This window comes from Desulfuromusa ferrireducens (genome assembly GCF_055389805.1).
In genome coordinates this window covers 1,953,849-1,974,542 of record NZ_AP042415.1, presented here as the reverse complement: position 1 = coordinate 1,974,542, position 20,694 = coordinate 1,953,849, and the positions used below count along the sequence as shown (strand labels likewise).

Sequence of the window (20,694 nt, the reverse complement as noted above, 5' to 3'; positions counted from 1 at the left end):
CCCCTTACATCTCGATACGGATTATTCTACGGATCATGACAACACCTAAAGTCATCATACCAATTGCCCCGGCCAGCAGCTTCTGCCCCTCTTTATCGATCCAGAGCATCGAGATATAATCGTAATTCAGGAAATAGATAACGAAAAACATCACTATCGGCAGCATCACCAGAATCACCCCGGACACCTTGCCTTCGGCGGTAAGGGAGGCGACGTGGCGCTTAAATTTAACCCGTTCACGAATCAGCTGGCTGATGTTATCGAGGATTTCCGCGATATTCCCTCCGGTCTCCTTCTGCACCAAAATCGCAATGGTGAAATAGCGTAGATCCGAGCTGGCTACGCGGGCACAGAGGTTTTCCAGCGCTTCCTTGAGGGTCAGCCCCAGACTGATTTCATCGACCACCGCGGAAAATTCTGCGCCGAGCGGGTCGGGCATCTCTTCGGCAAGCATTTCAAGCCCGGAAGAGAGCGCATGCCCGGAACGCAACGCCCGCGCCAGCAAATCCAGCCCTTCCGGGAGCTGATCGTGGAATTTTGCCAGAGATTTTTGTTCCGCAGAACGTAGCCACAACAGTGGGACAAACAAAAGCAGCCCACCGAGGGCCAGTGCGACGGCGGTTGAGTTCAAAAAATGCAAGCCGATCAGTGTGCCGACTCCCCCGAGGATACAGCTGAGCAACACAAAACTTGTCGCCGTAATTGGCAAGCCAGTTCGCAATAATAAACGGTCTAGCCGAGCCACACGAGGTAACGAGAGAAAGAAAGCTTCCAGTGGCCCGGCCTTGCTGAAAACCTTTTTCCGGTAGAGACTCAGTTTCTCCTGGCCATGCTTGCCACCGGCAGAGATGGTCAGCAGACGTGTTTTCAACTTGCGCTTTTCCACCAGTTTGCTGCCCGACCAAACCAAGTAAACGCACTGTACGGTCAAGACGACAAACAGAAAGATAGCTCCGTAAAGCAGCATAGTAAGCAGGTCCATAATCTCTTGCTCCTTCCTGCACAAAAGGCTCAATCGGGGGAGAACAGCTCTTCCGCAAAACTGATCCCAGCCAGTTCGAGACGTTCTGCAAACCGGGGTCGAATTCCGGTCGGCACAAACCGCCCCAGGACCTTGCCGTTCGCGTCGATCCCCTGTCTTTCATAACGGAAAATTTCCTGCAGGGAGATAATTTCTCCCTCCATCCCCACCACTTCAATGACAGACATAAGTTTGCGCGAACCATCGGTCACCCGGGAAACCTGAATGATCAGATCGAGCGCCGAGGAGACCATGAAGCGCATCGCCTTTTCCGGCAGATTGACACCGGTCATCAACAACATCGATTCCAGCCGGGTCAACGAATCCCGGGGGGAATTGGAGTGGATGGTCGTCAGGGAACCTTCATGGCCGGTATTCATCGCCTGCAGCATATCGAAAGCCTCGGTGCCACGAACCTCACCAATGATAATCCGGTCCGGGCGCATCCGCAGACTGTTGCGCACCAGATCCCGCTGGGTCACCGTTCCGGTTCCCTCGATATTGGCCGGCCGGGTTTCCAGACGCACCACATGTTCCTGCTGCATCTGCAATTCGGCCGAATCTTCAATCGTAACAATCCGTTCATTTTCCGGAATGTAGCGCGACAAGACATTCAGCAAGGTGGTTTTACCGGCACCCGTGCCGCCGGAGACCATGATATTCAACCGAGCCTTAACGCACTTAGCGAGAAAGGTGGCAATGTTCGGCGTTAGCGTTCCGTATTCGACAAGATTCTCCATCTCAAGAACCTTGCCGCCGAAACGTCGAATTGAAAGGATCGGCCCATCGACGGCCAGAGGCGGAATAATCGCATTGACCCGTGAGCCATCAGGAAGTCGGGCATCAACCATCGGTGTTGACTCATCGATCCGGCGCCCGACCTTGGAGACGATCCGGTCGATAATATTCAACAGGTGAGCATCATTGACGAACCTGGCATTGGTTTTTTTCAGTACTCCGCCACTCTCAACAAATATGTCCTTATAGGTATTGCAGAGAATATCGGAATAGGACTGATCGCGAAGCAAAGGTTCCAAAGGACCCAAGCCGGTCAATTCATCCTTGACCTCGGTGATCAGGGCTTGCCGCTCAGTGTCGTTGAGCAGAGTGCTTTTGCCCTGCAAGAAATCTTCAACGATCAGCTGAATTTCCCCAAGCAGTTCATCATCGGTCAGGGTATCCAGCGCCTCCAGATTCGCCTCTTCAATCAACTTGGCGTGGATCTGATTTTTCAGATCGTAGAAGTGATCGTCCTTGGCCGACAACTCGGGAGCAATCTCAACAACCGCAGCGGGGTACTCTCGCTCTGGGATGTCAGGCTGACTTTTATTGAACAGTGATTTAAGCATATGCACTCCTAAATGACCTTGCCGAACACCCCTTTAATACCCCGGTATTCACCATGCACATCGGGATTTTGCAGCTTTTCAATAAACTCGACCATGTTGCGGGAAAACAGGGCCGATGAGTTCTGCTTAACCAGAGGGATGCCGCGATTAATCGACGAAACAACCGCTGAAAAGTCGTTGGGGAAAATCCAGAAAACTGTTCGGTTAAGGTTTTTTTCCACTTCTTCAACGCTGAGCGTGCTCCCCTTGATATAGCGATTGATCACTACTGCGATGCGCGAGCGGGGGATGCCAAGTTTTTCAATATGCTTGCACAGTCGCGAAGCATTTCTGATCGCCGTCACCGACAGATCGGTAATGACAAAAATCCGCTCAGACAGGTTCAGTGCCGCAAGGGTCGTATCATCCAGATGCATAGCGGGACAGTCGAGCAGGGTGAAGTCATACAGTTTACGCGCCAGAACCAGGATCTGCTGCACATGTTCAGCCTTGATATCCCTGCTATCGGCAGGATTTTGCGGGGCAGCCAGAAAATCGACGCCGGTCATATGCCGACTAATAGCGCCACGGAACAGAGAAACATCGAGCCGATGGATATTGCGGCACAGATCGACGATTGTCAGCTCAGGCATCGCATCGAGCATTACCGACAGATCGCCCGATTCTAGGCTCATGTCGCAGAGAGCGACAGAGCGCTCTTGCGATTTGGCAAGTGCGGCGGCACTGTTTGCCGCAATCACTGAAGAGCCGAGCCCCCCCTTACTGCTGATAAAACTGAAGATCTTACCTTCGGCAACCTTACCGGCATTCATCCGCTTGATGCGGAACTCTTCGACAGCATCGATCAGGTTACTGGCCTTAAGCGGATTACCGATAAACTCACTGGCCCCGGCCTTCATCAGGCGGACGATATTTTTCGGGCTGGCATCAGGGGAGATGACAAAAATGGCCGATTCGATGAATTGTGCCTGAAGTATCTTTAGCCTGCTGCCAATATCGCCACCGCCTGTTCCTTCATCGAGGATAATGATGTCCGGACCGGGTTTTCCAGCTTGACTGTTCTGGTCCGGAAGCAGCCCTTCAGACAGATTGAAAGCGATCTTCGGCAGGGAGCCCAGAATCTCCGCGAGCTGACTGCGAATCTCCTTTCGACTGCTTTCAACCAGAATTTTTAGTTCGTCTGCCATAATCGCCAACTTTCCTGACAACATGAATAAGTGCCATCAATCTGCTACTGAACCAAACCGGGGATACTGCCGATGGTTCCATATTCTCCGCCGCCTCCCCTGGTGTCATCAGTAGATACATAATCACAGTCGACCTGCCCCACCAGGGTCTTCTCCGGCACGACCAAGACGTTCGTGATTTTGATCCGGGCAAACCCCACTGTTTTACGCGTCTGATTTGGGTTCACACAACCAGAGTCCTCATAGACAACCACCGTCGTTGGCCACACATGTTCATTGCGTTCAATCTTGGGATCAAGGGGATGCGCAAGCTCATAGATGAGCGGCGTCACGCCGTCATCTTCATACATATTAACGGCTCCATCAGTGTCGGTTGGCAAGGCACCAAGCACAGGGTCATCATTAACGTTCGTCAGCAAAGGCTTACCATCAATATCGACATCGTAGCCCAAATCTCTAAAGCGCCACTGCAAATCGTCAAAAAGATTTGCGATATCGCCCCCACCATAATTGAAAACATCTGCCACACTGGCTTCAGGGTTTGCTACTTCACCCGTCACTAAATCCAGCATAAGAGCAGCGTTTTCTTTTTCATCCCACGAAGTCCAACCAGCACATGACAAACTTGTCGGTGAAAAATAGATTTCCTCTTTACAAAATCCCTCTTCGGGCTTGTTTTTAAAAAATAACTCGTCAATACCCACTGGCAATTCCAATTCCCCCGGATCAGCGCTGCCCTGTCCACTCAAAGCTGCCGTGGCGACCGCCGAGACAGCCAGAGTATCAACCCCTAAAACTCCAGCCAGGAACGTGGTAATCGGATTATTTTCGGTCTCGTCCCGCCTGGCAATAACACGTACAGCCCTGGGCTGCGCAGCCTGCACAGTAAAGGGATCGTTAGATGGGTCGAACGGTGGCGGAATCGAAAAGTCCCAACGACCAATAAATATGTCGTTATCATTAATAATTATATCGACCTGACCGGCCTGATTAGCAAACCCGGCATCTTTGGCTACGGTAATAATTTCAGAGCAGGGCAATGACCATTCTACCGTGTTGCACTCGTAACTTAATTGTTCTTCAAAGGTCATGTTCTGGTAGTTATTACCAAGCTTTCTGGTCGCAGCCAAAGCTGCGGCGTCGGCAACATTCTGCAATTCATTGCGGGTCACCATCAGGTAACCAATATCAATCGAGAGCGCGGAAAAGCCGATCAGCACAATCAGCAACAAGGCAACCGTCACCGCGACAGCGCCTTTTTGCTCATTCATTTTGTCAACCAGCCACACAGCCTTCATTACCGCACCCCCTATTCATTACTCATAGCGCATCGTTGTTCGTGCTTCCAAAGCTAAGGCACTCGCAGAGCTCTCTCCGAACAAGCTACTGAGATTGGGCATCAGCAGAAACTGATAGCTATATTGAACGGTGACGATCAGAGGATGGCCGAATTCTTTGCTATCATCAGCATCGCGAGCAATCGTTATCACCGGCAAAGTAACTGAGTTCTCAAAGGTAACCAGAAAATCCTGGCAGTAATCGCGGGCAATCTGCTGCACGACTGGATCATCTATAGCATCAGCGCCGACAACAATCCCCGCCCTGGCCGCCTCGCGGCTGGCATTGGTCAATACCTGCTGGTTGAACATCACCAAGCCGTATTCGACGCCGCCGAAAATGATCAGTAACAACAGCGGTAATAAAATGGCAAATTCGACTACAGCTGCGCCATTTTCGTTTTTGAGTGACCTTTTTCTCATCCTGCCACCCTCTTCCTCTCCATGAATGTAAGCCCTCTAAACTGCTAGTTGCCACCTAAGGACATCACATTGATCTGTTGCGGTTTCTCTGCGAAGGTACCGTTGTAAACCTTCATCAGCTCCTCGGCGGTAATACCAGCCAGCCCCTCGGGAACCTTCTTTGTTTGCTTGTCGGGATGAACAATCTGGCTGGCAAATGATGCCTTGGTTGCCTGACCAAATTCCCGATCATAAATATAAGCCTCTTCAAACGAGGCGCAGCCGCCAATGCTAAGGAGCAGCGCGAGAATCATCAGTTTATTTTTCATGTCGTTTCCCCCTTGCTTATTGTGCTGCAACAGGTTGATAACCAAAGGTACCCTCAAGGCCGCCACCGTCAATCGCTTCCACTGCCGAAATCGATTTCCCTAAGGGGTCTTCAACGGAACCAACTGCGGATGGGCGACGACCTTCCAACCGCCCCTCGAGATAGAACTCGTACCAGTCAGGCGGTTGCAACTCCTGGCCAGGAAAACTGAGCGAGCCGGCCTCAACCGGTTTGACCAGTCGCGGCGTCACCGCAATCAGCAATTCGGTTTTCTCCTCGATAAAGTTGGTACTGCGGAACAACGGGCCGAGGATCGGCAAATCTCCCAATCCAGGGATTTTACTTACATTGTCGCGAAACTTGTCCTGCAGCAGTCCGGCCAGCGCCAGGGTCTGGCCATCGTGCAGTTGCACCGTCGTCTCGAGCTTGCGGGTACTCAGGTTCGGCACCACAAAATTGGCCCCGATGATCCCGGCTGGCACCGACTGCATACTGACGATATCACTGACACTCGGCGCAACCCGCAGGCTGATTTTGCCATCACTTAACACCACCGGGGTAAAGACCAGCGAGACACCGAATTCCTTGTATTCGATGGTGATATCACCATCCCCCTGAGGCACCGGAATCGGGAATTCCCCACCAGCCAAAAAACTGGCTTCCTGACCACTCTGGGTCACCAAGCGTGGTTCAGCCAAGGTCCTGGCCAAACCTTCATTTTCCATCAGATTCAGGGCGGCAGAAAAATCATCGATATTGAGGAAAATATTGGCGGCATTGCCGGCAAAATTAAACAACAGGCTCGCTGGGTTTTGCAGGATTCCGTCGATCGATCCGTCGATCAGGCTGGCGATGGTTCCGTCACGCAGCATCGCCGGGCCAGGGTGATTCTCGTCAAACGCCAGCGGAACCAACGCACTGCCACTTGAATTAACCGCACCGGTAACATTTTCTCCCAGATTGCTGAAACCAAGTCCAGCCTGCCAGTCCTTCCCTTTGGTCCGGTTAACTTCGGCAAACGTGACCTCCAGCATCACCTGATGGATACCACTTACCTGCAACAGGTTGGTCACTCCGGTTCCCGAACGGCCGGTGCCATCCTGTGTCTCATCCCCTTCGGCAAGTTTCGGCATGTAGGTCTTGGTCAAACGCAGTAGCTGTTCAACAACTTCCGGGCCGGAAACGGTCCCCGACAACACAACCCCGGTCTCCGAACCATGCACCTTGATCTGCTGATCGGGGTAAAGCTCATGAATTCGCTTCTTCAAGCCGGTCAGGTCGAGTGAGATCAACACGTCGAGCAGCGTTTGACCTTTGCCTTCTTCCCAGAGAATGACACTGGTGTAACCAGCTTTTTTACCAAAGACATAAAGCACTCTGGGGGAAATGACGACCACATCGGCGACATCAGGATTGGCAATCGACACTCGCTTAAAGGGATAGGCAGTGTTAACCAAATCAGAACCACCTAACTTCAATTCCAGCGTCTGACGATCAACCCCAGCAGCCGAGGCCAAACCAGCCAACAGACCGACCAGTAGCAGAGAGGGTATCCATCCAAGTAGTAAACAGTAGCGGGGCCTGATCATGTTGCCTCCTCAATCACAGCGGTAGAATTATTCCGTAGCAGCACTAGCAAAATGGACCTTCTCCCGGTCACCACCACGGATGACCTCGACATCAAAGGGAGCGGGTTTCGGCTTGTAGACTTTCGATTTCAGCGTCGGCACACCTTTGACCTTGGCTACCGGGGGTGGAGGCACAGGGATCTGTTCGAGCGGATTACGCAGGATCAGATGGATGCTCCCCTTGTAGGTCTGCAATGCCAGGCTTTCAGCTTGCGCCGGTTTCAGTTCCAGGGTGACGGTTCTGACGATCTTGGCCTTCCCCTCTTCGGTGAAGGTTTCCTGAGCGATCGCCAACACCTTGATCCGCCGCAGAATTGTTTCCGCCTTACGCTGATCACCTTTGAGTTTTTCCACGCCGATAATATCGACAAAGGTACTCGGCAGGATAAAACCGCCAACGCCGGTGACCTCATCAACCTTGATCGACATGGCCCGCATCCCCGGCTCGATCATCGCCACCATCCCGGCACCAGATCCCGGTGCAGCCAGTTCAGCAGCCAACAGTGGTTCACCGGCCACCAGCTTGGAAACGGCAATGCGATCATTCAGAGCAGCAATCTCAGTAAATGCCCCCTTAGGAATATTCGCTTCCGGCCAGGTCGCCAGAGCCAGATTCACTTCGTTGAGCCGGCTACCAACCGGTATGTCACTGGCCGCAACGACAATCTCGGTAACCGGAGTCTGCTCCCTGACCACCACGGCCTCTCCGCTGGAAACCTGTGAAGACAACCATTGGTTGGTCAGGAACACGGCAGCAACCCCGAACAGCACTGCGACCACTAATACGATAACCGCCCCATACCTTTTCATCTATTCCTCCTGCTTTTGACGCGCTTGTCAGCGGCGTTGATTTAATCAGTTAGATCAGGTTGCCCCACCAGGTGTGGGCAAAAAACCCAAAGGCGATCGCCGCCGCGTAAGGAAAGCGCAGAGACTCACTGTTTGCGTCAGGTTTAAAGGTTTTGATATCGCGGCTATATAAAAATACCCGCAAGGCATTGAAGCCCGCGCGGCATTGGGTCAGCAGATTTCGGTTGCACAGGTAGTGCAGAATGGACATCAGGCCGCCGGCCAGGAACATATACAGGGCAACCTGGAGGATAGTTCCAGCACCCAGCAGCGCCCCCAGTGCTGCCAACGCCTTGACGTCGCCGGCACCCATGCCACCCAAAAGATAAGGGATAATCAGCAGGACAAAGCCGGTCAGCAGGCCGAGTAGCGCGATCCAGAGCCCCGCAGCCCCATCCTGCCAGAAGTGCAGGCCGAAGCCGCTTAAGGTCAAGAACAGGCTGAACAGGTTAGGGATTTTCGCATAAAGGGTATCGGTGGTGCAGATCAGTAATAAGAACAGCGAAGCAAAGACGATGGGAAGGTCATTCCTGCCCTGGTAGAGAAAACAAATCGCCAGCACTCCGGCAAGAGTGCCGCAAGTCCAGCGGGGCAGATTGTTCAACAGACTTAGTCTCATGCAAATCTCCTCCCCCGCAATTAAATAGCGTTAATTATTTGCTTCCGTTACAGCGGTTTCAACATTTGTGTAGTTCTTCTTGACTGCCGTCCCAAGCGAGGTGACTGCCGCGACAATTGCCATGGCTACCAATGCTGCGATGAGCGCGTATTCAATCGAGGTGACACCCTCTTCATCCACGAGAAATCGCTTTACTAGCGTCATTTTATTACTCCATGGGCTGAGCTAAAAGAAAGGGAGACTCTACTGGTTACCGTTCGATTTAAATGATTAAGAAGCACAGCACACCGTAAAGCCCCCCCTTTGTTTAAACTGCCGGAGTTGTGAGCTTATCAAGAACTGTCTGAAATGTTGTATTTAGCCCACCGCCGACCGCTGTTACCGTAGCAACGATTGCTACCCCAATCAGTGCCGCAATCAACCCGTACTCAATCGCCGTAACACCATCCTCTTCCTTCCAGAATGCGTTCATTCTCTCGATGAAGTTGCTCATGTGATCTCCTCCTCATTTTGTGTTGTGAACGATCAGTGACCGTCCGAGTTTCCTTTGCCCCAAAAGACCGCCCTTCGGAACAAGTTGCACTTTTCATTTGCTATCTTGATATTCGCTCTTAACTGCTGTGCTGTTTTCACCAAATTCCGGAGACACAACTGAACTAAATGCTTTTTTCAATATGTCCAAAGGAATGGTGCCGTCATCGGGATAAATCGCCAGACCGACTTGCACTTGAAATTTACGCGCGCTGCACAGCTCTTTGATCCGCTCATAAACCAGCTGTCCCCCCGGCAAGTCGGTTTCAGGCAGCAGCAGTCCGACGTTTACCCCTAAAGGGCTGAACCCCTCTTTATTCGGCACCGAAAAGATATAATCGGAATTACGCAATTCCGTCTTCAGAAAGGCGATCGGGTCAGCACCTGGATAATCGATAAATACCACCCCGCAGAGGGCAAAAAAGTGGTTATGCCGCTCACTGCGTTCCTTTTCATAGGTCAGCAGTTCCTGACAATCCCAGTAGGTAGCTTTGCGACGTTCAATTTTATCCAGTCGTTGTCCGGTCGTCATCAGTCCCTCACAATGAGATCGCTACCCGTTGATTTGATCTTAATGAATAGCAACGGTCGTGCCAGCCTCTCAAAAACCAGAAACAATTCTCCAAGCAACTGATATTACAGCTAATTCTAAAATGTACAGACAGTGGCTGAGATCGCGGAACAAGCATGGCAACTATGACAATGTGACAGCGCTGGCATGACATGCCTGTCACATTGACGACCCGAGGCAGCAAGTTCCACTAGACATTGGGAGGTGTACTCCTTGGCTGGAATAACAGTTACATGATGATGATTAGTGCGGGGGTCATAAGCGGGCAGCCAGACGAACTCTGGCAAAAAGAAACAAAAAAAGTCTACGCTTTAACAGCGTAGACTTAACAAGCTATTTTTAGACGGCAAATAACTACGTCAGATCAAGCTGCTCCAGCTTTCTCAGCAGGGTGCGGTAGGATATTCCGAGTTGCCCGGCAGCGCTGGTTTTATTCTGCTGGCACTCTTCCAGCACTTTCAGGATCACCGTGCGCTCAACCTGTATGGTCATTTTTTTCGTCAATTCCGGCAGGCTGTTCCCTTCGGCGAGCAAGCCGTTGAGAATATCCATGGCATCCATGCTTAATTTCTCTGCCTGGCAATGTGGTTTGGCTCCTTCCGGCTTGATGAACGTATCCATTAGTGCCATCTGCTTCACATAATTTTCCAGCTCGCGAATATTGCCCGGCCAGGGATGGTTTCTTAATATTTCAATTTCATCGCTGCACAACATCCGAAATGGTCGGTCAAATTTTTCGCAATAGAAGAGCAGAAAATAATGCGTCAGCAGTGCGATATCCTCTTTGCGTTCACTCAACGACGGCAGATGGATCGGCATTTCACACAGACGATAGTAAAGATCGCGGCGGAAACGTCCTTCCTCTACGGCTGTTTCCAGATCAATATTTGAAGTGGCAATTATGTTGGCTCGAACCGGGATAACCTTGTGCCCGCCAACCGGGATAAATTCCTTATCCTCGATGACACTGAGCAGCTTTGCCTGAAGGTGCGGCTGAATTTCCGAAATTTCGTCGAGCAGAATCGTTCCCCCGGCAGCCACACGGAAATATCCCGGTGCGGAACATTTGGCATCGGTGTAAGCGCCTTTTTCGTGTCCAAACAGCTCACACTCGAACAGGGAATCAGGAATACTGGGACAGTTGACCCGGATAAAAGGATGTTCCGCTCCACAGCGGACGTTATGGATTAGCTTGGCCAGAACATTCTTACCGGTTCCGGTTTCGCCCCTGATCAGAATATTGAGTCCGGAAGAGCAAATTTTTGGCAGCAGAGCTTTGATTTTGAGGATTTGCGAAGAGATGCCCAGCATCCCCACCCAGGATAAAAACGGCGTCTCTTCATTGAGCTCAACCCCCAGAACCTTGCGCCCGTCCTGGAACGTAATATGGTTAACGGTTCCGGATCCGAGCTCATAATTGGTATTTTCGCTTAATGGCAGGCGCAAACGGACACGCTCATCGGCGCAGAGCGTCAACGTCTCTGGCGGGGTCAGCAGCAACCCGCTAGGAGAAGCATCGAGCATCCAGGCAGATCCCCACACTTCTTGCGTGTGTTCACCACTTATCAGCAGCGACAAGTGCAAACTCTCTCGCTGATAACAGCGTCGCTCATCACTTGCAACCATCGGATTTCCCCCCGTCATAGAGTACATAGCCTGACCCTTTTACATATTTAAACCAGACGCACTCGCATATACGGTTAACTTTTCCAGGTACAACTTTTCATGCAAGAACGGTGAAATAATAAGAAAGCGCATTACATTTGTCAGGACTGATGCTGCACGCTTAAGGCAGGGCATAGCGTTTAAATGACATAAGATCCAATGTCACTCGAACCTGAACAGTTTTGTGGCAACCAAACACATCCTTTTCCAGATTCCGCCCCAGACGAAATCTAAATACCCCTCTGACAAACAACAAATGTGAACTACTATTAAATCGAAAAATGAGCAAATCACAACCAACAGAAGCCCAAAACCTCTCTAATGAACCTGGTGCTAACTCTTCTATGCACAGCAACAACGCCTACACACCAAACAATTCGGCAAGTTACCACACCAGTGGCAACACTTTATTCCTGTCTCTGACTGGTATTTCTAATTAACCAAAAAACCACTTCAAAACCGCAAGTGATGAAGAATTCAAATTGTAGTGGTTCAGGGGTGTATTGTATTGTTTTGTTTTTAGGTTGGCCGGGGAGAAAGGATTGGCATCAGTGATGATTGTTGTTGATGCCTATTTTGCTGCGGCGGCGGGTACCATCTGTCGGCTCCCATCTGTTACAATTAGGGTGTGGTGCTTTTCCCGGAAAGGATGGCGCGGGCTGCGGATACCACAGCAACCACCCCCGGAGCGTGCATCTGGTCGGGAGCCTGACAAAGAAAGAAACGGGCAAACCACCAGACATAGAACTCTCTCCCAGGGAGGCCAAGATGAAACGAAACATTTCATTGTTCTTGACAGCCTGCCTGCTGCTGGCATTTGCTCCAGCACAGGGGCAGGATATTCTTCAGCCGCTTTCCACTGTCGATCAGCGGGTAGCAAACGAAAGTTTTCAGGCTGCGCTTGAATACAACACCTCTGGAATTGCTGCAAACTGGCATAACCCTGACGCCAATATTTACGGCATGACGATACCGGTCAAAACCTTACAAACGGCTACAGGGCAGCCGTGTCGCGAATTCCAGCAGGCCATCATCATCGACAATCGCGAGCAGCGGGGCTATGGAACCGCCTGTCGACAACCCGACGGCAGTTGGCAAATCGTTGACCCGACAACCTTGCGTCCGGTAGTCAAAAAAGCGCCTAAAGTGACTAATGTATATGTCTATGAGCAACCCCGGCGCTATTATCCATACTGGCATTACCCCAATGCCCTGTTCTTTAGCTTCGGGTATTCTGAGCATCGCGGCCACGGTTATTATGACCGTCATCGCCGCTTGCACAGGTCTCATTTCGGGGATTTTGACGGCCGGTGGAGACGGGGGCACCGCCGCTAGTTTTAATTGATCGAATGCTAAAGGCCGATTTCAACAGTAACTTTAATTCGGCGACCTCTGAACGAAACAGACCGCCTCAGGGACTGTAACCATTCATTTCGGCAACTTACGAAGGGCCACCCATCCCCTCCAGTTGTCAAACAGTGTATTTCTGCTAAAATGTAACCACTTCGGTAGGACTTTATCCACACCGCAGAAGGACATCAATGAAACATCAGTCAGCTATTGAAGAACTCTTCAACACCATCACCCATCTACTCGGTACCGTCGCTGCCCTGATCGGACTGATTTTACTGATTCGCCAGCAAACCGATCCGTGGAAACTACTAAGCTTTTCCATTTTTGGTGGCACAATGATTCTTCTGTACGCAACCTCAACCGTCTACCATGCCATCAGCGGACGAGCAGCAAAAAAGATCTTGCGCAAGCTTGACCACCTGGCGATCTACATGTTGATTGCCGGGACCTATGCACCCTTTACCCTGGTGACCCTGCGCAGCAACTGGGGTTGGTCGGTTTTTGGTATTGTCTGGACGCTGGCATTGGTCGGTATTGTTATCGATTTACTGCCAAACAAAAGAGGACACCGCGCCATCCCGATGACCATCTACTTGCTGATGGGCTGGATGGCACTGTTTTTAGCCCATCCATTGCTCGAAAACCTGCCGACTAACGGCTTTGTCCTGCTAGTCTGCGGCGGGCTGTTCTACACCTTCGGACTGATTTTTTACGGCCTGGATGAGCGGGTGCGCTTTTTTCACACCATCTGGCATCTGTTTGTTCTGGCTGGCAGTTTTTTCCATTTTTTAACCGTCTATCAATTCATCGCCTGATCCCTTTCTGCAGAAAATTTAAGCTCTAGACTTGCCGCTCGACGTTAATACGGGTAGATTAATAAAAACTATAAACCAGCACAGTGGAGAAAGATGAATCCGTCAACCTACCTGATCGTCGAGCAACAGCAACAGCAGTCGGAAGAGCTTCCGGAATTATTGCAGGAGCTGGCGAAAAACCATCATCTCGATATTTATCAATGCCGCCAGCGACTGGTCGGTCAAGGTTTGTCGTTGCTGACCAAAGGGAGTGAAGAAGAACTGCAGAAGATCTCGCTGCCACTGCAAATGGCCGGTTTTACCCACTGGCTGATCGAACCGAGCAAACCTCTCTTTGTCCCGCAGCGTCTTCGCTCGCTGCAGGTCAGCAATGAAAAAATCCGTTTTATTTGTCAAAAAAAATCTATCGACGTGGCAAAAGGAGCAAACATTCTGGCAGTGTTTGCCGAGATGTCCGGCGAATTGGCGGAAAAAAGTGTCAAGCAGCTCCTTTCAAGCCATGCCTACCGTGGCCGCGATGATATTCGCCAGTTGGAGCAACACAAAATCCACCGCACAATCCTGCAGGGACAACCACTGCTCGATCTTTATCTGCTCGACGTAAAAAAACAGATCGTCGATGCAGTGCGGATATTCCCCGGCAAATTCGACCCCAAAGGGCTCGGGGAACGTGCCACCATCAGCAGCAAACAGAACCTTGAACAGATATTGAAATTGGCCGAAGAGTACGCCGGTGATTTTACCCTGGCAACCGACTTCGGACTGGTGAACCTGCCTGGATGTACTCTGCGCCGGGAAAATCCGGACGCCCCGGAGACGCAGCGGCAGAATCAGCTCAGCCTGGCCCGCTATGGTTGGTTACGCGCCGACTTGCTGCGGGTTGGACCACTCAATCAACAAGCAGAGGGAGAACAAAACGAGCTGACCGGGGCAATTTCAGCCGCCCTGTTGCTGCAAAACCCAAAACTGGCAGCAAGCGGCCAGCAAGACGAGATATTGCCGCTGGCCAAAGAGCTCACCGATGAGATCGACAAAGCAACTGCAGCTTATCCTAAAATAAAAGGCCCGGCCCCAGAGATAGCAGACGATGGGCTACCTGCTCCCCCTTCAGCAACCCAAACTAACGCTTGGAATAAGCCGAGTTTCTGGTTCGGTAGCAGCAGTGCCGCCATTGTTGTTGTCATCATCTTTCTATTTGAAATCGATAGTCGAGGCATTCTCACGACGGTTGTCCGGCACGCTTTTTCTTCGGGGAGCTTTTTATTTCTGCTATCCGCCCTGCTGTTCTGGTCTGGTTTTCATTTTATCCGGCTGAGACGACAGATCGAGAATACTCCGACCAGCAAAATACGCTCGATAGCCATGGGCATGGTTGAAGTCAAGGGCCGTGCTATTCGCCGCTACGCCTTGATTTCGCCGATGAGCCACACCGCTTGCGTCTTTTATCGATTGACTAAATATCACCGCAAACAAAATAACCAGTGGACAGTGACCAGCACCAGCAGCAGCGCGAACGTGCCTTTTTTCCTCGAGGATAATACCGGCCGGGTTGAGATCGATCCCGCCCGTTGCCGCGTCAGTGCCGGAACCAAACAGGAGGGCACTCCGGGCCAGATCGGCTTAGCCCGTTTCAGCGATGACAGTGACGATAAATGGGTCGAAGAACTCATTGTCGAGGGGACCCTCATCTACGTACTCGGCTTTGCTGCGGTCAAAAAAGACGCCAGCCCGACGCTGACGGAACGGAAAATCGAGGCCTTGCGCGAATTGAAGCGCAACCCGCAGGACATCCGCCAGTTCGATGCTGATGGCGATGGCAAAATCAGCAGCGACGAATGGGACACGGCCCGTAAGTCAGTAGAAGAGCAAGTGATGCATACCGAACTGCAAAAAAAACAACAACGGAAAAAACAGGAAGAGCACGTGATGATCAGCAAAAAAAGTGGCCGCCCGTTGATTATCGCCGAAAGCCATTCCGAAGCACATTTGCTGCGCCGCTACGCGCTCTACACGATTCCACTATTTATCGCTGCAGCCGCTACTCTCGGTTGGGGGATTTACAACCTGAGCAACTATTTGCACTAATTCTGGCAATGGAAAAATACACAAAACGTAATCAAAGGAGACATTATGACCGGCTGGATCGTATTGGGAGTTCTTTTGCTACTGATGACGGCGGTGGCTATTTACGTCATCATCATCTACAACGGTTTTGTTGCGCTAAAAAACAATATCAATCAGGACTGGAGCAATATCGACGTACTGCTGAAGCAGCGCTACGATGAGCTGCCGAAACTGATCAAGGTCTGCGAAGGCTACATGCAGCACGAAAAACAGACTCTTGAAGCGGTCATCAAAGCACGTTCACAGGTAAACTCCGCACGCAGCGAAGGGCAGAAACTGCAGGCACAGAATATGCTGACCGACACCCTGAAGTCGCTGTTCATGGTTGTTGAGCGCTATCCCGAGCTTAAAGCCGATGCCGGTTTCCGACAGTTAAGTAACCGGATCACGGAAATTGAAGATCAGATTGCTGACCGTCGCGAACTCTATAACGCCTCGGTAACCATCTACAACACCCGGCTAGATCAGTTCCCTGACGTAGTTATCGCCCGGCTATTCAATTTTACCAGCCGCGAATTATGGAAAATAGATCCAGCTCACCGCCAGGATGTCGAAGTCAACTTTCAACACAATTGATGTGGCGGAAGCAAAAAAAGATTTAAATTCTGCCGACCGACGACCGATAAGAGGAGTGACTCCTCTGCCTCACACTGAGGCGGAGGCCCTCCGGCTCCATGGATGGAGACCGAAATGAATGAGGACGTGCATCCATGGCGATCAACCATTATCAGCTGCTCGGCATCCCTGAAGACGCCGACATCAAACGGGTTAAAGCCGCTTACCGCAGCATGGCGAAGCGCTTTCACCCGGATACCAATAAAGGCTCCGAGGCCGCAGCTGAACTGTTTTTAAAGATCAACGATGCCTACCGCGTTCTCAGTGACGAGCAGTTACGCAACACCTACAATCAGCAGGTTACCAAAAAACAGCAGACGTCAAAACAACCAGCTAGCACATATAAAAAGCCACCAACCGTGGACCCGCAACAGAAGTTTAATCACTTCCTCAACTCCCTGCTCGATGCCATCTTCATAGCACCGGACAATGTTGTTTCCGAGGTTCCGAAAAAACCGCTTCCATCCGACCAGCAGGCGGGGCGCAAAAAAAGCCGCAAACCAGACTTCAATTTTTACTATTATCTGGAGATGGAGCGCAGTTCGAGCCCTTATTCCTGCGATGACGACGGAATCTACCGGAAGAATAAAGGCAATACGCGGGCCCCGCCGAAACCCGGCAGCTTCGGCAGAGCCCCCGGCAGTAACTTCATCGTCCTGCTATTAATGGGACTCTGGACATTCTTCAGGCAATAAAAAAAAGCGGGCCATTCCAATACCGGAATGGCCCGCTTTTTTATTAATATTCCTGATTTTTTCTAGGCAACCCTGGAAACCATTTTTTTCCACAACAACCGGCTACGACTGCGGCGGTTAAAATGGAGCGGGCAGCTCGCCGCAGATTTTTCAGCAGCTAGCAACTGCGACAATCGACTCATCTATACTGCAAACATTCACATGCACCCTTCACACTAAATAATCCTTTAAAAACGGCCAGATAGTAAGCACCCCCATCCTTCGCGTCAACAGTTTATCTTGCTAAACTGTTGTTATCAAAAGGTAAACACTGCAATGCCGCAGCAAAAGTCGCTTTACGCCAAAATTAATTTTAAAATCTGAACATGAACAGATCAAACCGGAACCACGTTCTAACCGTTTACGCAGTGTTTACTTGGCAATCTGACTTGACTCGGGATACTATCTAACAACGTTCGTTGTCCTTTTGGGGGAGGTTGACATGAATGAAACAACTAATGATTTGAAAATCTGCCAACTTAAAGCACAAGGCTTGATGGAAGAGATTGATCGTCGCTCCACTAAACCGACGGTGGTCTGCGGTAAATGTGGCGCTAAGGCCAACTTGCCAGAACAGCTTCACAATCCTCGCCCCTTGAAAAAAAGTAACTTGGATAGCTTTTGGGATTAGTAGGCAGGCTTTATTTGTATTTTGGGAGGATGCGTGCAAAAAGCACTCGATTTTTTTCGACAAAACGACCAGTTTGCCCGACATTGCGGCATTGAACTATTAGAGGTAAAGCCAGGCTGGTCACGCGTAAAAATGCCGATCCAACCATTTCATCTCAACGGCGCTAAAACCGTGCACGGCGGCGCAATCTTCAGCATGGCGGATTTTGCCTTTGCCGTTGCCGCCAATAGCCAAGGACAACTGGCTCTGGCGATTAACACCAGTACCTCTTTCGTTAAGGCGGCTTATTCCGGGACTCTCTACGCTGAAGCCGAGGAACTTTCCATCAACCCTCGGTTGGGGACCTACCAGGTTAGAATTACCGATGAAAAAGAGCAGCTGATCGCTCAATTTCACGGCACCGCCTACCGTAAATCGGAATCCCTCTTTTGCCTAGAATAGACAGATAAAATGCTCAGATGGTTCGGCAAAAAACGCGTTGGTCTAGCTCTTGGCGGCGGGGCGGCACGTGGCTTGGCCCATATCGGGGTTCTTCAAGCCCTCGAAGAGGCCGAAGTCCCGGTCGACTTGATCACTGGTACCAGCATGGGTGCGATCATTGGTGCCATGTATGCTTCAGATCCAAGGATTGACCCCTTGCATGACAAGCTTTTAGAGTATTTAAAGAGTGATATTTTCCGTAAGGCTCGACTTGATTTTGTTATTGAACGCAAAAACAACATTGATGGCGAGGGGCTTTTTTTCCGCTTCTCGCAACTCGCCCGCAAAAAAATCTTCTTTACCCTGGCAATGACGATGGTTTCATTTGTCTCACAGGAAACCCGCGATAAAAGCTTTGAATTTTTGCTTCCCGACATCAACATTGAAGATACCAAGCTTCCCTTTGCAGCCATTGCTCTCGACTTGATCAGCGGCAAAGAGGTGGTCATTGATCACGGTTCTTTGCGCACCGCCATTTCCGCAACCAGTGCTCTGCCCGGGATTCTCCCACCGGTCGATTTCCAGGGCACGAAACTGGTCGACGGCGGTTGGATTGACGCGGTACCGGTGCAACCAGCAAGAGATATGGGAGCAGATATCGTCATCGCCGTCGACGTTGGCTGCGATTTGGGCGATCCCGGCGAAGCAAACAGCGGGCTGGATATTGTCTTTCGGGCCGATGCCGCGGCCCGAAATGCGCTGTCAAACCTGCAAATACAGCAAGCCGATCTGGTTATCTGCCCGTCTGTCGGCATTACTCACTGGGCCGATTTCAGCCGAGCGGATGAAATCATTGCCAATGGACGCCTGGCCACACTAGAGCGACTCTCCGAAATAAAAGCCTTGTTAAAAATGAAAGAACCACGTAGAAAAAAGAGCTTTTTTACGAGTTGACCCTACTGAAGATTCTAAAGGAGAACATATAGATGATTAATGCAAGTGACTTACGCAAAGGATTGGTCTTCCAACTTGACGGTGCTCCCTGCATGGTGATGGATGTCAGCCAGCAATCCCCCACAGCGCGTGGCGGCAGCACTCTGGTCAAAACCAAATACCGCAACATGTTGACCAGCAATGTTTTAAACAAAACCTTTAAAGCCGGCGATCGCATCGACGAAGCCGATTTTGGCCGCCGCAAGGGTCAATTTCTTTACGCGGCTGCCGACGATCAAGGCGTTTTCATGGATGCCGAAAGTTATGAGCAGTATGAAATCGGCGACGAGCTTTATGCAGAAGTTCGCGGCTATATCCTCGAAGGAGCCGAAGTAACCCTGGGTGTCTACAACGAACAAGTGATCACCCTGGAGGTTCCGCAAGTCGTCGAACTGCTGGTCAGCGAAACGGCCCCGGCAATAAAAAATGCCACAGCAACTGCACAAACCAAAGAGGCCCTACTGGAAACCGGGATTACCGTCCAAGTTCCAGGCTACCTGGAAACCGGAGAAAAAATTAAAGTTGATACGCGGGAATGCCGTTTTGTCTCCCGGGCCTGAGCGTTAAAAAGGGGCAGGCCATGCTTGCCCCATCTTTATACAAAAAAAAACGATGCTGACGATTAAACAGATTAAAACTGAATTACAGAATCACCAGCCAGAGGCGCTGGAAAATCCACAGCAGCGCCAAGCGGCGGTCGCTATGCTGCTGACCCAGGGAAACGCCGGAGTGGAACTACTCTTTGTGCGCCGAGCAGAATATGAGGGGGATCCCTGGTCGGGGGACGTGGCCTTTCCCGGTGGTGGAATTGAGAGCGAGGACAGTGGCCCACAACAGGCGGCGGAGCGCGAAGTCTGGGAGGAGATTGGCCTGCAACTCCAAGCAGAGCAATATCTCGGACAATTAGACCGCCTCAGCGGTGCCTACCTGCCGGTGCAGATTTCCTGTTTTGTTTACCTGCTAGTCGACAAGCCACAACTGAAATTAAATGGTGAGGTGGTCAACACGTTCTGGGTTCCATTGAATCTGCTACTCGATCAAGAACGCCGTAAGCAGACGAGTTTTGAATACCGTGGTTCAACCCAAAGCCACCCGACCATCGATCTGGACGGCTATTGTGACCACTTTCTTTGGGGAATCAGCTACCGCCTGCTGGAAAACTTTTTCACCTTGATCGAGAAAAAAACTTAGGCGGCAAACAACTGCTCGCATTTCCACAGCAATTATCTTTTGCTTGAACGCTTTAAACGCTCTACATCCTACTCGTCACGTTGTTGCGGATCATCCCAAAACCACCGTCGCCCGGCGAAGCGATCGACATCACTACGACTCAAGCCGATATCCTTGAGCATTCGGTCGTCCATCTCGCGCAGTTGCCGGCATTGCTGAGCAAGTTGCGCCCAACGCTCAATCTTCTTTCCAATTCGCTGTAGTAAATGTCCGAAGCGCTGCCAAAAACCATTAACCGGCCGTTGTAGACACTGCTGTTCACATTGGTCCAGAATCATAGGTCTGCCCCCTT

At 50.9% G+C, this 20,694-nt stretch carries 24 protein-coding genes; 10 read left to right on the top strand and 14 right to left on the bottom strand.

Going from position 1 to position 20,694, the window contains the following annotated elements:
* Positions 1–4: 4 nt before the first annotated feature.
* From ACZ5PT_RS08985 to ACZ5PT_RS08925, 13 genes are all read right to left on the bottom strand, one after another.
* Positions 5–982, bottom strand: coding sequence for a type II secretion system F family protein (locus tag ACZ5PT_RS08985; protein WP_464266484.1), 978 nt, complete (start codon positions 980–982; stop codon positions 5–7).
* Between the two features lie 29 nt (positions 983–1,011).
* Entirely contained in the window at positions 1,012–2,376 is a 1,365-nt protein-coding gene (locus tag ACZ5PT_RS08980; RefSeq protein WP_464266483.1) for a CpaF family protein, read from the bottom strand.
* Between the two features lie 2 nt (positions 2,377–2,378).
* Entirely contained in the window at positions 2,379–3,557 is a 1,179-nt protein-coding gene (locus ACZ5PT_RS08975; protein WP_464266482.1) for a hypothetical protein, read from the bottom strand.
* Positions 3,558–3,601: 44 nt separating this feature from the next.
* Positions 3,602–4,855 (bottom strand): pilus assembly protein TadG-related protein, encoded by a 1,254-nt coding sequence (locus tag ACZ5PT_RS08970; protein WP_464266481.1) that lies wholly within the window; start codon positions 4,853–4,855, stop codon positions 3,602–3,604.
* Between the two features lie 18 nt (positions 4,856–4,873).
* Complete coding sequence (locus tag ACZ5PT_RS08965) at positions 4,874–5,317, bottom strand: TadE/TadG family type IV pilus assembly protein (RefSeq protein WP_464266480.1); 444 nt, start codon at positions 5,315–5,317, stop codon at positions 4,874–4,876.
* A gap of 44 nt (positions 5,318–5,361) precedes the next feature.
* Positions 5,362–5,625 (bottom strand): hypothetical protein, encoded by a 264-nt coding sequence (locus ACZ5PT_RS08960; RefSeq protein WP_464266479.1) that lies wholly within the window; start codon positions 5,623–5,625, stop codon positions 5,362–5,364.
* 16 nt (positions 5,626–5,641) lie between these two features.
* Positions 5,642–7,213, bottom strand: a complete 1,572-nt coding sequence (locus tag ACZ5PT_RS08955; protein WP_464266478.1) for a type II and III secretion system protein family protein — start codon at positions 7,211–7,213, stop codon at positions 5,642–5,644.
* Between the two features lie 27 nt (positions 7,214–7,240).
* Positions 7,241–8,062 carry a Flp pilus assembly protein CpaB gene (gene cpaB, locus ACZ5PT_RS08950; protein WP_464266477.1) on the bottom strand — a complete coding sequence of 274 codons (822 nt, stop codon included), beginning with the start codon at positions 8,060–8,062 and terminating at the stop codon, positions 7,241–7,243.
* A gap of 49 nt (positions 8,063–8,111) precedes the next feature.
* The gene (locus ACZ5PT_RS08945; protein ID WP_464266476.1) at positions 8,112–8,720 is read right to left on the bottom strand and encodes an A24 family peptidase; all 609 of its coding nucleotides are present in this window, start codon (positions 8,718–8,720) and stop codon (positions 8,112–8,114) included.
* Between the two features lie 30 nt (positions 8,721–8,750).
* Positions 8,751–8,924 carry a Flp family type IVb pilin gene (locus ACZ5PT_RS08940; RefSeq protein ID WP_464266475.1) on the bottom strand — a complete coding sequence of 58 codons (174 nt, stop codon included), beginning with the start codon at positions 8,922–8,924 and terminating at the stop codon, positions 8,751–8,753.
* Positions 8,925–9,027: 103 nt separating this feature from the next.
* The gene (locus ACZ5PT_RS08935; protein ID WP_464266474.1) at positions 9,028–9,213 is read right to left on the bottom strand and encodes a Flp family type IVb pilin; all 186 of its coding nucleotides are present in this window, start codon (positions 9,211–9,213) and stop codon (positions 9,028–9,030) included.
* A gap of 93 nt (positions 9,214–9,306) precedes the next feature.
* On the bottom strand, positions 9,307–9,783 hold the full coding sequence (locus tag ACZ5PT_RS08930) for a hypothetical protein (protein WP_464266473.1): 477 nt from the start codon (positions 9,781–9,783) through the stop codon (positions 9,307–9,309).
* Positions 9,784–10,176: 393 nt separating this feature from the next.
* On the bottom strand, positions 10,177–11,448 hold the full coding sequence (locus tag ACZ5PT_RS08925) for a sigma 54-interacting transcriptional regulator (protein ID WP_464266472.1): 1,272 nt from the start codon (positions 11,446–11,448) through the stop codon (positions 10,177–10,179).
* A gap of 807 nt (positions 11,449–12,255) precedes the next feature.
* Here ACZ5PT_RS08925 and ACZ5PT_RS08920 point away from each other — a divergent pair.
* From ACZ5PT_RS08920 to ACZ5PT_RS08875, 10 genes are all read left to right on the top strand, one after another.
* Positions 12,256–12,822 (top strand): hypothetical protein, encoded by a 567-nt coding sequence (locus ACZ5PT_RS08920; protein ID WP_464266471.1) that lies wholly within the window; start codon positions 12,256–12,258, stop codon positions 12,820–12,822.
* Between the two features lie 206 nt (positions 12,823–13,028).
* Positions 13,029–13,655: a PAQR family membrane homeostasis protein TrhA gene (gene trhA, locus ACZ5PT_RS08915; protein ID WP_464266470.1), complete on the top strand. Its 627-nt coding sequence runs from the start codon at positions 13,029–13,031 to the stop codon at positions 13,653–13,655.
* A gap of 93 nt (positions 13,656–13,748) precedes the next feature.
* On the top strand, positions 13,749–15,740 hold the full coding sequence (locus ACZ5PT_RS08910) for a hypothetical protein (RefSeq protein WP_464266469.1): 1,992 nt from the start codon (positions 13,749–13,751) through the stop codon (positions 15,738–15,740).
* A 45-nt stretch (positions 15,741–15,785) separates the two neighbouring features.
* A complete protein-coding gene (locus tag ACZ5PT_RS08905; protein ID WP_464266468.1) occupies positions 15,786–16,355 on the top strand; it encodes a LemA family protein in 570 nt (189 codons plus the stop codon).
* 134 nt (positions 16,356–16,489) lie between these two features.
* Positions 16,490–17,089: a J domain-containing protein gene (locus ACZ5PT_RS08900; protein ID WP_464266467.1), complete on the top strand. Its 600-nt coding sequence runs from the start codon at positions 16,490–16,492 to the stop codon at positions 17,087–17,089.
* Positions 17,090–17,570: 481 nt separating this feature from the next.
* Entirely contained in the window at positions 17,571–17,759 is a 189-nt protein-coding gene (locus tag ACZ5PT_RS08895; protein ID WP_464266466.1) for a hypothetical protein, read from the top strand.
* A 33-nt stretch (positions 17,760–17,792) separates the two neighbouring features.
* Positions 17,793–18,200: a PaaI family thioesterase gene (locus tag ACZ5PT_RS08890; RefSeq protein ID WP_464266465.1), complete on the top strand. Its 408-nt coding sequence runs from the start codon at positions 17,793–17,795 to the stop codon at positions 18,198–18,200.
* Positions 18,201–18,209: 9 nt separating this feature from the next.
* Positions 18,210–19,133 carry a patatin-like phospholipase family protein gene (locus ACZ5PT_RS08885; RefSeq protein ID WP_464266464.1) on the top strand — a complete coding sequence of 308 codons (924 nt, stop codon included), beginning with the start codon at positions 18,210–18,212 and terminating at the stop codon, positions 19,131–19,133.
* A 32-nt stretch (positions 19,134–19,165) separates the two neighbouring features.
* Positions 19,166–19,732: an elongation factor P gene (locus ACZ5PT_RS08880; RefSeq protein WP_464266463.1), complete on the top strand. Its 567-nt coding sequence runs from the start codon at positions 19,166–19,168 to the stop codon at positions 19,730–19,732.
* A gap of 52 nt (positions 19,733–19,784) precedes the next feature.
* Entirely contained in the window at positions 19,785–20,363 is a 579-nt protein-coding gene (locus ACZ5PT_RS08875) for an NUDIX hydrolase (RefSeq protein ID WP_464266462.1), read from the top strand.
* A gap of 68 nt (positions 20,364–20,431) precedes the next feature.
* Here ACZ5PT_RS08875 and ACZ5PT_RS08870 read toward each other — a convergent pair whose 3' ends face one another.
* The gene (locus ACZ5PT_RS08870; protein WP_464266461.1) at positions 20,432–20,680 is read right to left on the bottom strand and encodes a DUF1127 domain-containing protein; all 249 of its coding nucleotides are present in this window, start codon (positions 20,678–20,680) and stop codon (positions 20,432–20,434) included.
* Positions 20,681–20,694: the final 14 nt, after the last annotated feature.

Coding starts and splice junctions, on each gene's coding strand:
- ACZ5PT_RS08985 (WP_464266484.1), bottom strand. CDS start 982: ATGGACCTGCTTACTATGCTGCTTTACGGAGCTATCTTTCTGTTTGTC.
- ACZ5PT_RS08975 (WP_464266482.1), bottom strand. CDS start 3,557: ATGGCAGACGAACTAAAAATTCTGGTTGAAAGCAGTCGAAAGGAGATT.
- ACZ5PT_RS08970 (WP_464266481.1), bottom strand. CDS start 4,855: ATGAAGGCTGTGTGGCTGGTTGACAAAATGAATGAGCAAAAAGGCGCT.
- ACZ5PT_RS08965 (WP_464266480.1), bottom strand. CDS start 5,317: ATGAGAAAAAGGTCACTCAAAAACGAAAATGGCGCAGCTGTAGTCGAA.
- ACZ5PT_RS08960 (WP_464266479.1), bottom strand. CDS start 5,625: ATGAAAAATAAACTGATGATTCTCGCGCTGCTCCTTAGCATTGGCGGC.
- ACZ5PT_RS08955 (WP_464266478.1), bottom strand. CDS start 7,213: ATGATCAGGCCCCGCTACTGTTTACTACTTGGATGGATACCCTCTCTG.
- cpaB (WP_464266477.1), bottom strand. CDS start 8,062: ATGAAAAGGTATGGGGCGGTTATCGTATTAGTGGTCGCAGTGCTGTTC.
- ACZ5PT_RS08945 (WP_464266476.1), bottom strand. CDS start 8,720: ATGAGACTAAGTCTGTTGAACAATCTGCCCCGCTGGACTTGCGGCACT.
- ACZ5PT_RS08940 (WP_464266475.1), bottom strand. CDS start 8,924: ATGACGCTAGTAAAGCGATTTCTCGTGGATGAAGAGGGTGTCACCTCG.
- ACZ5PT_RS08935 (WP_464266474.1), bottom strand. CDS start 9,213: ATGAGCAACTTCATCGAGAGAATGAACGCATTCTGGAAGGAAGAGGAT.
- ACZ5PT_RS08930 (WP_464266473.1), bottom strand. CDS start 9,783: ATGACGACCGGACAACGACTGGATAAAATTGAACGTCGCAAAGCTACC.
- ACZ5PT_RS08925 (WP_464266472.1), bottom strand. CDS start 11,448: ATGGTTGCAAGTGATGAGCGACGCTGTTATCAGCGAGAGAGTTTGCAC.
- ACZ5PT_RS08920 (WP_464266471.1), top strand. CDS start 12,256: ATGAAACGAAACATTTCATTGTTCTTGACAGCCTGCCTGCTGCTGGCA.
- trhA (WP_464266470.1), top strand. CDS start 13,029: ATGAAACATCAGTCAGCTATTGAAGAACTCTTCAACACCATCACCCAT.
- ACZ5PT_RS08910 (WP_464266469.1), top strand. CDS start 13,749: ATGAATCCGTCAACCTACCTGATCGTCGAGCAACAGCAACAGCAGTCG.
- ACZ5PT_RS08905 (WP_464266468.1), top strand. CDS start 15,786: ATGACCGGCTGGATCGTATTGGGAGTTCTTTTGCTACTGATGACGGCG.
- ACZ5PT_RS08900 (WP_464266467.1), top strand. CDS start 16,490: ATGGCGATCAACCATTATCAGCTGCTCGGCATCCCTGAAGACGCCGAC.
- ACZ5PT_RS08895 (WP_464266466.1), top strand. CDS start 17,571: ATGAATGAAACAACTAATGATTTGAAAATCTGCCAACTTAAAGCACAA.
- ACZ5PT_RS08885 (WP_464266464.1), top strand. CDS start 18,210: ATGCTCAGATGGTTCGGCAAAAAACGCGTTGGTCTAGCTCTTGGCGGC.
- ACZ5PT_RS08880 (WP_464266463.1), top strand. CDS start 19,166: ATGATTAATGCAAGTGACTTACGCAAAGGATTGGTCTTCCAACTTGAC.
- ACZ5PT_RS08875 (WP_464266462.1), top strand. CDS start 19,785: ATGCTGACGATTAAACAGATTAAAACTGAATTACAGAATCACCAGCCA.
- ACZ5PT_RS08870 (WP_464266461.1), bottom strand. CDS start 20,680: ATGATTCTGGACCAATGTGAACAGCAGTGTCTACAACGGCCGGTTAAT.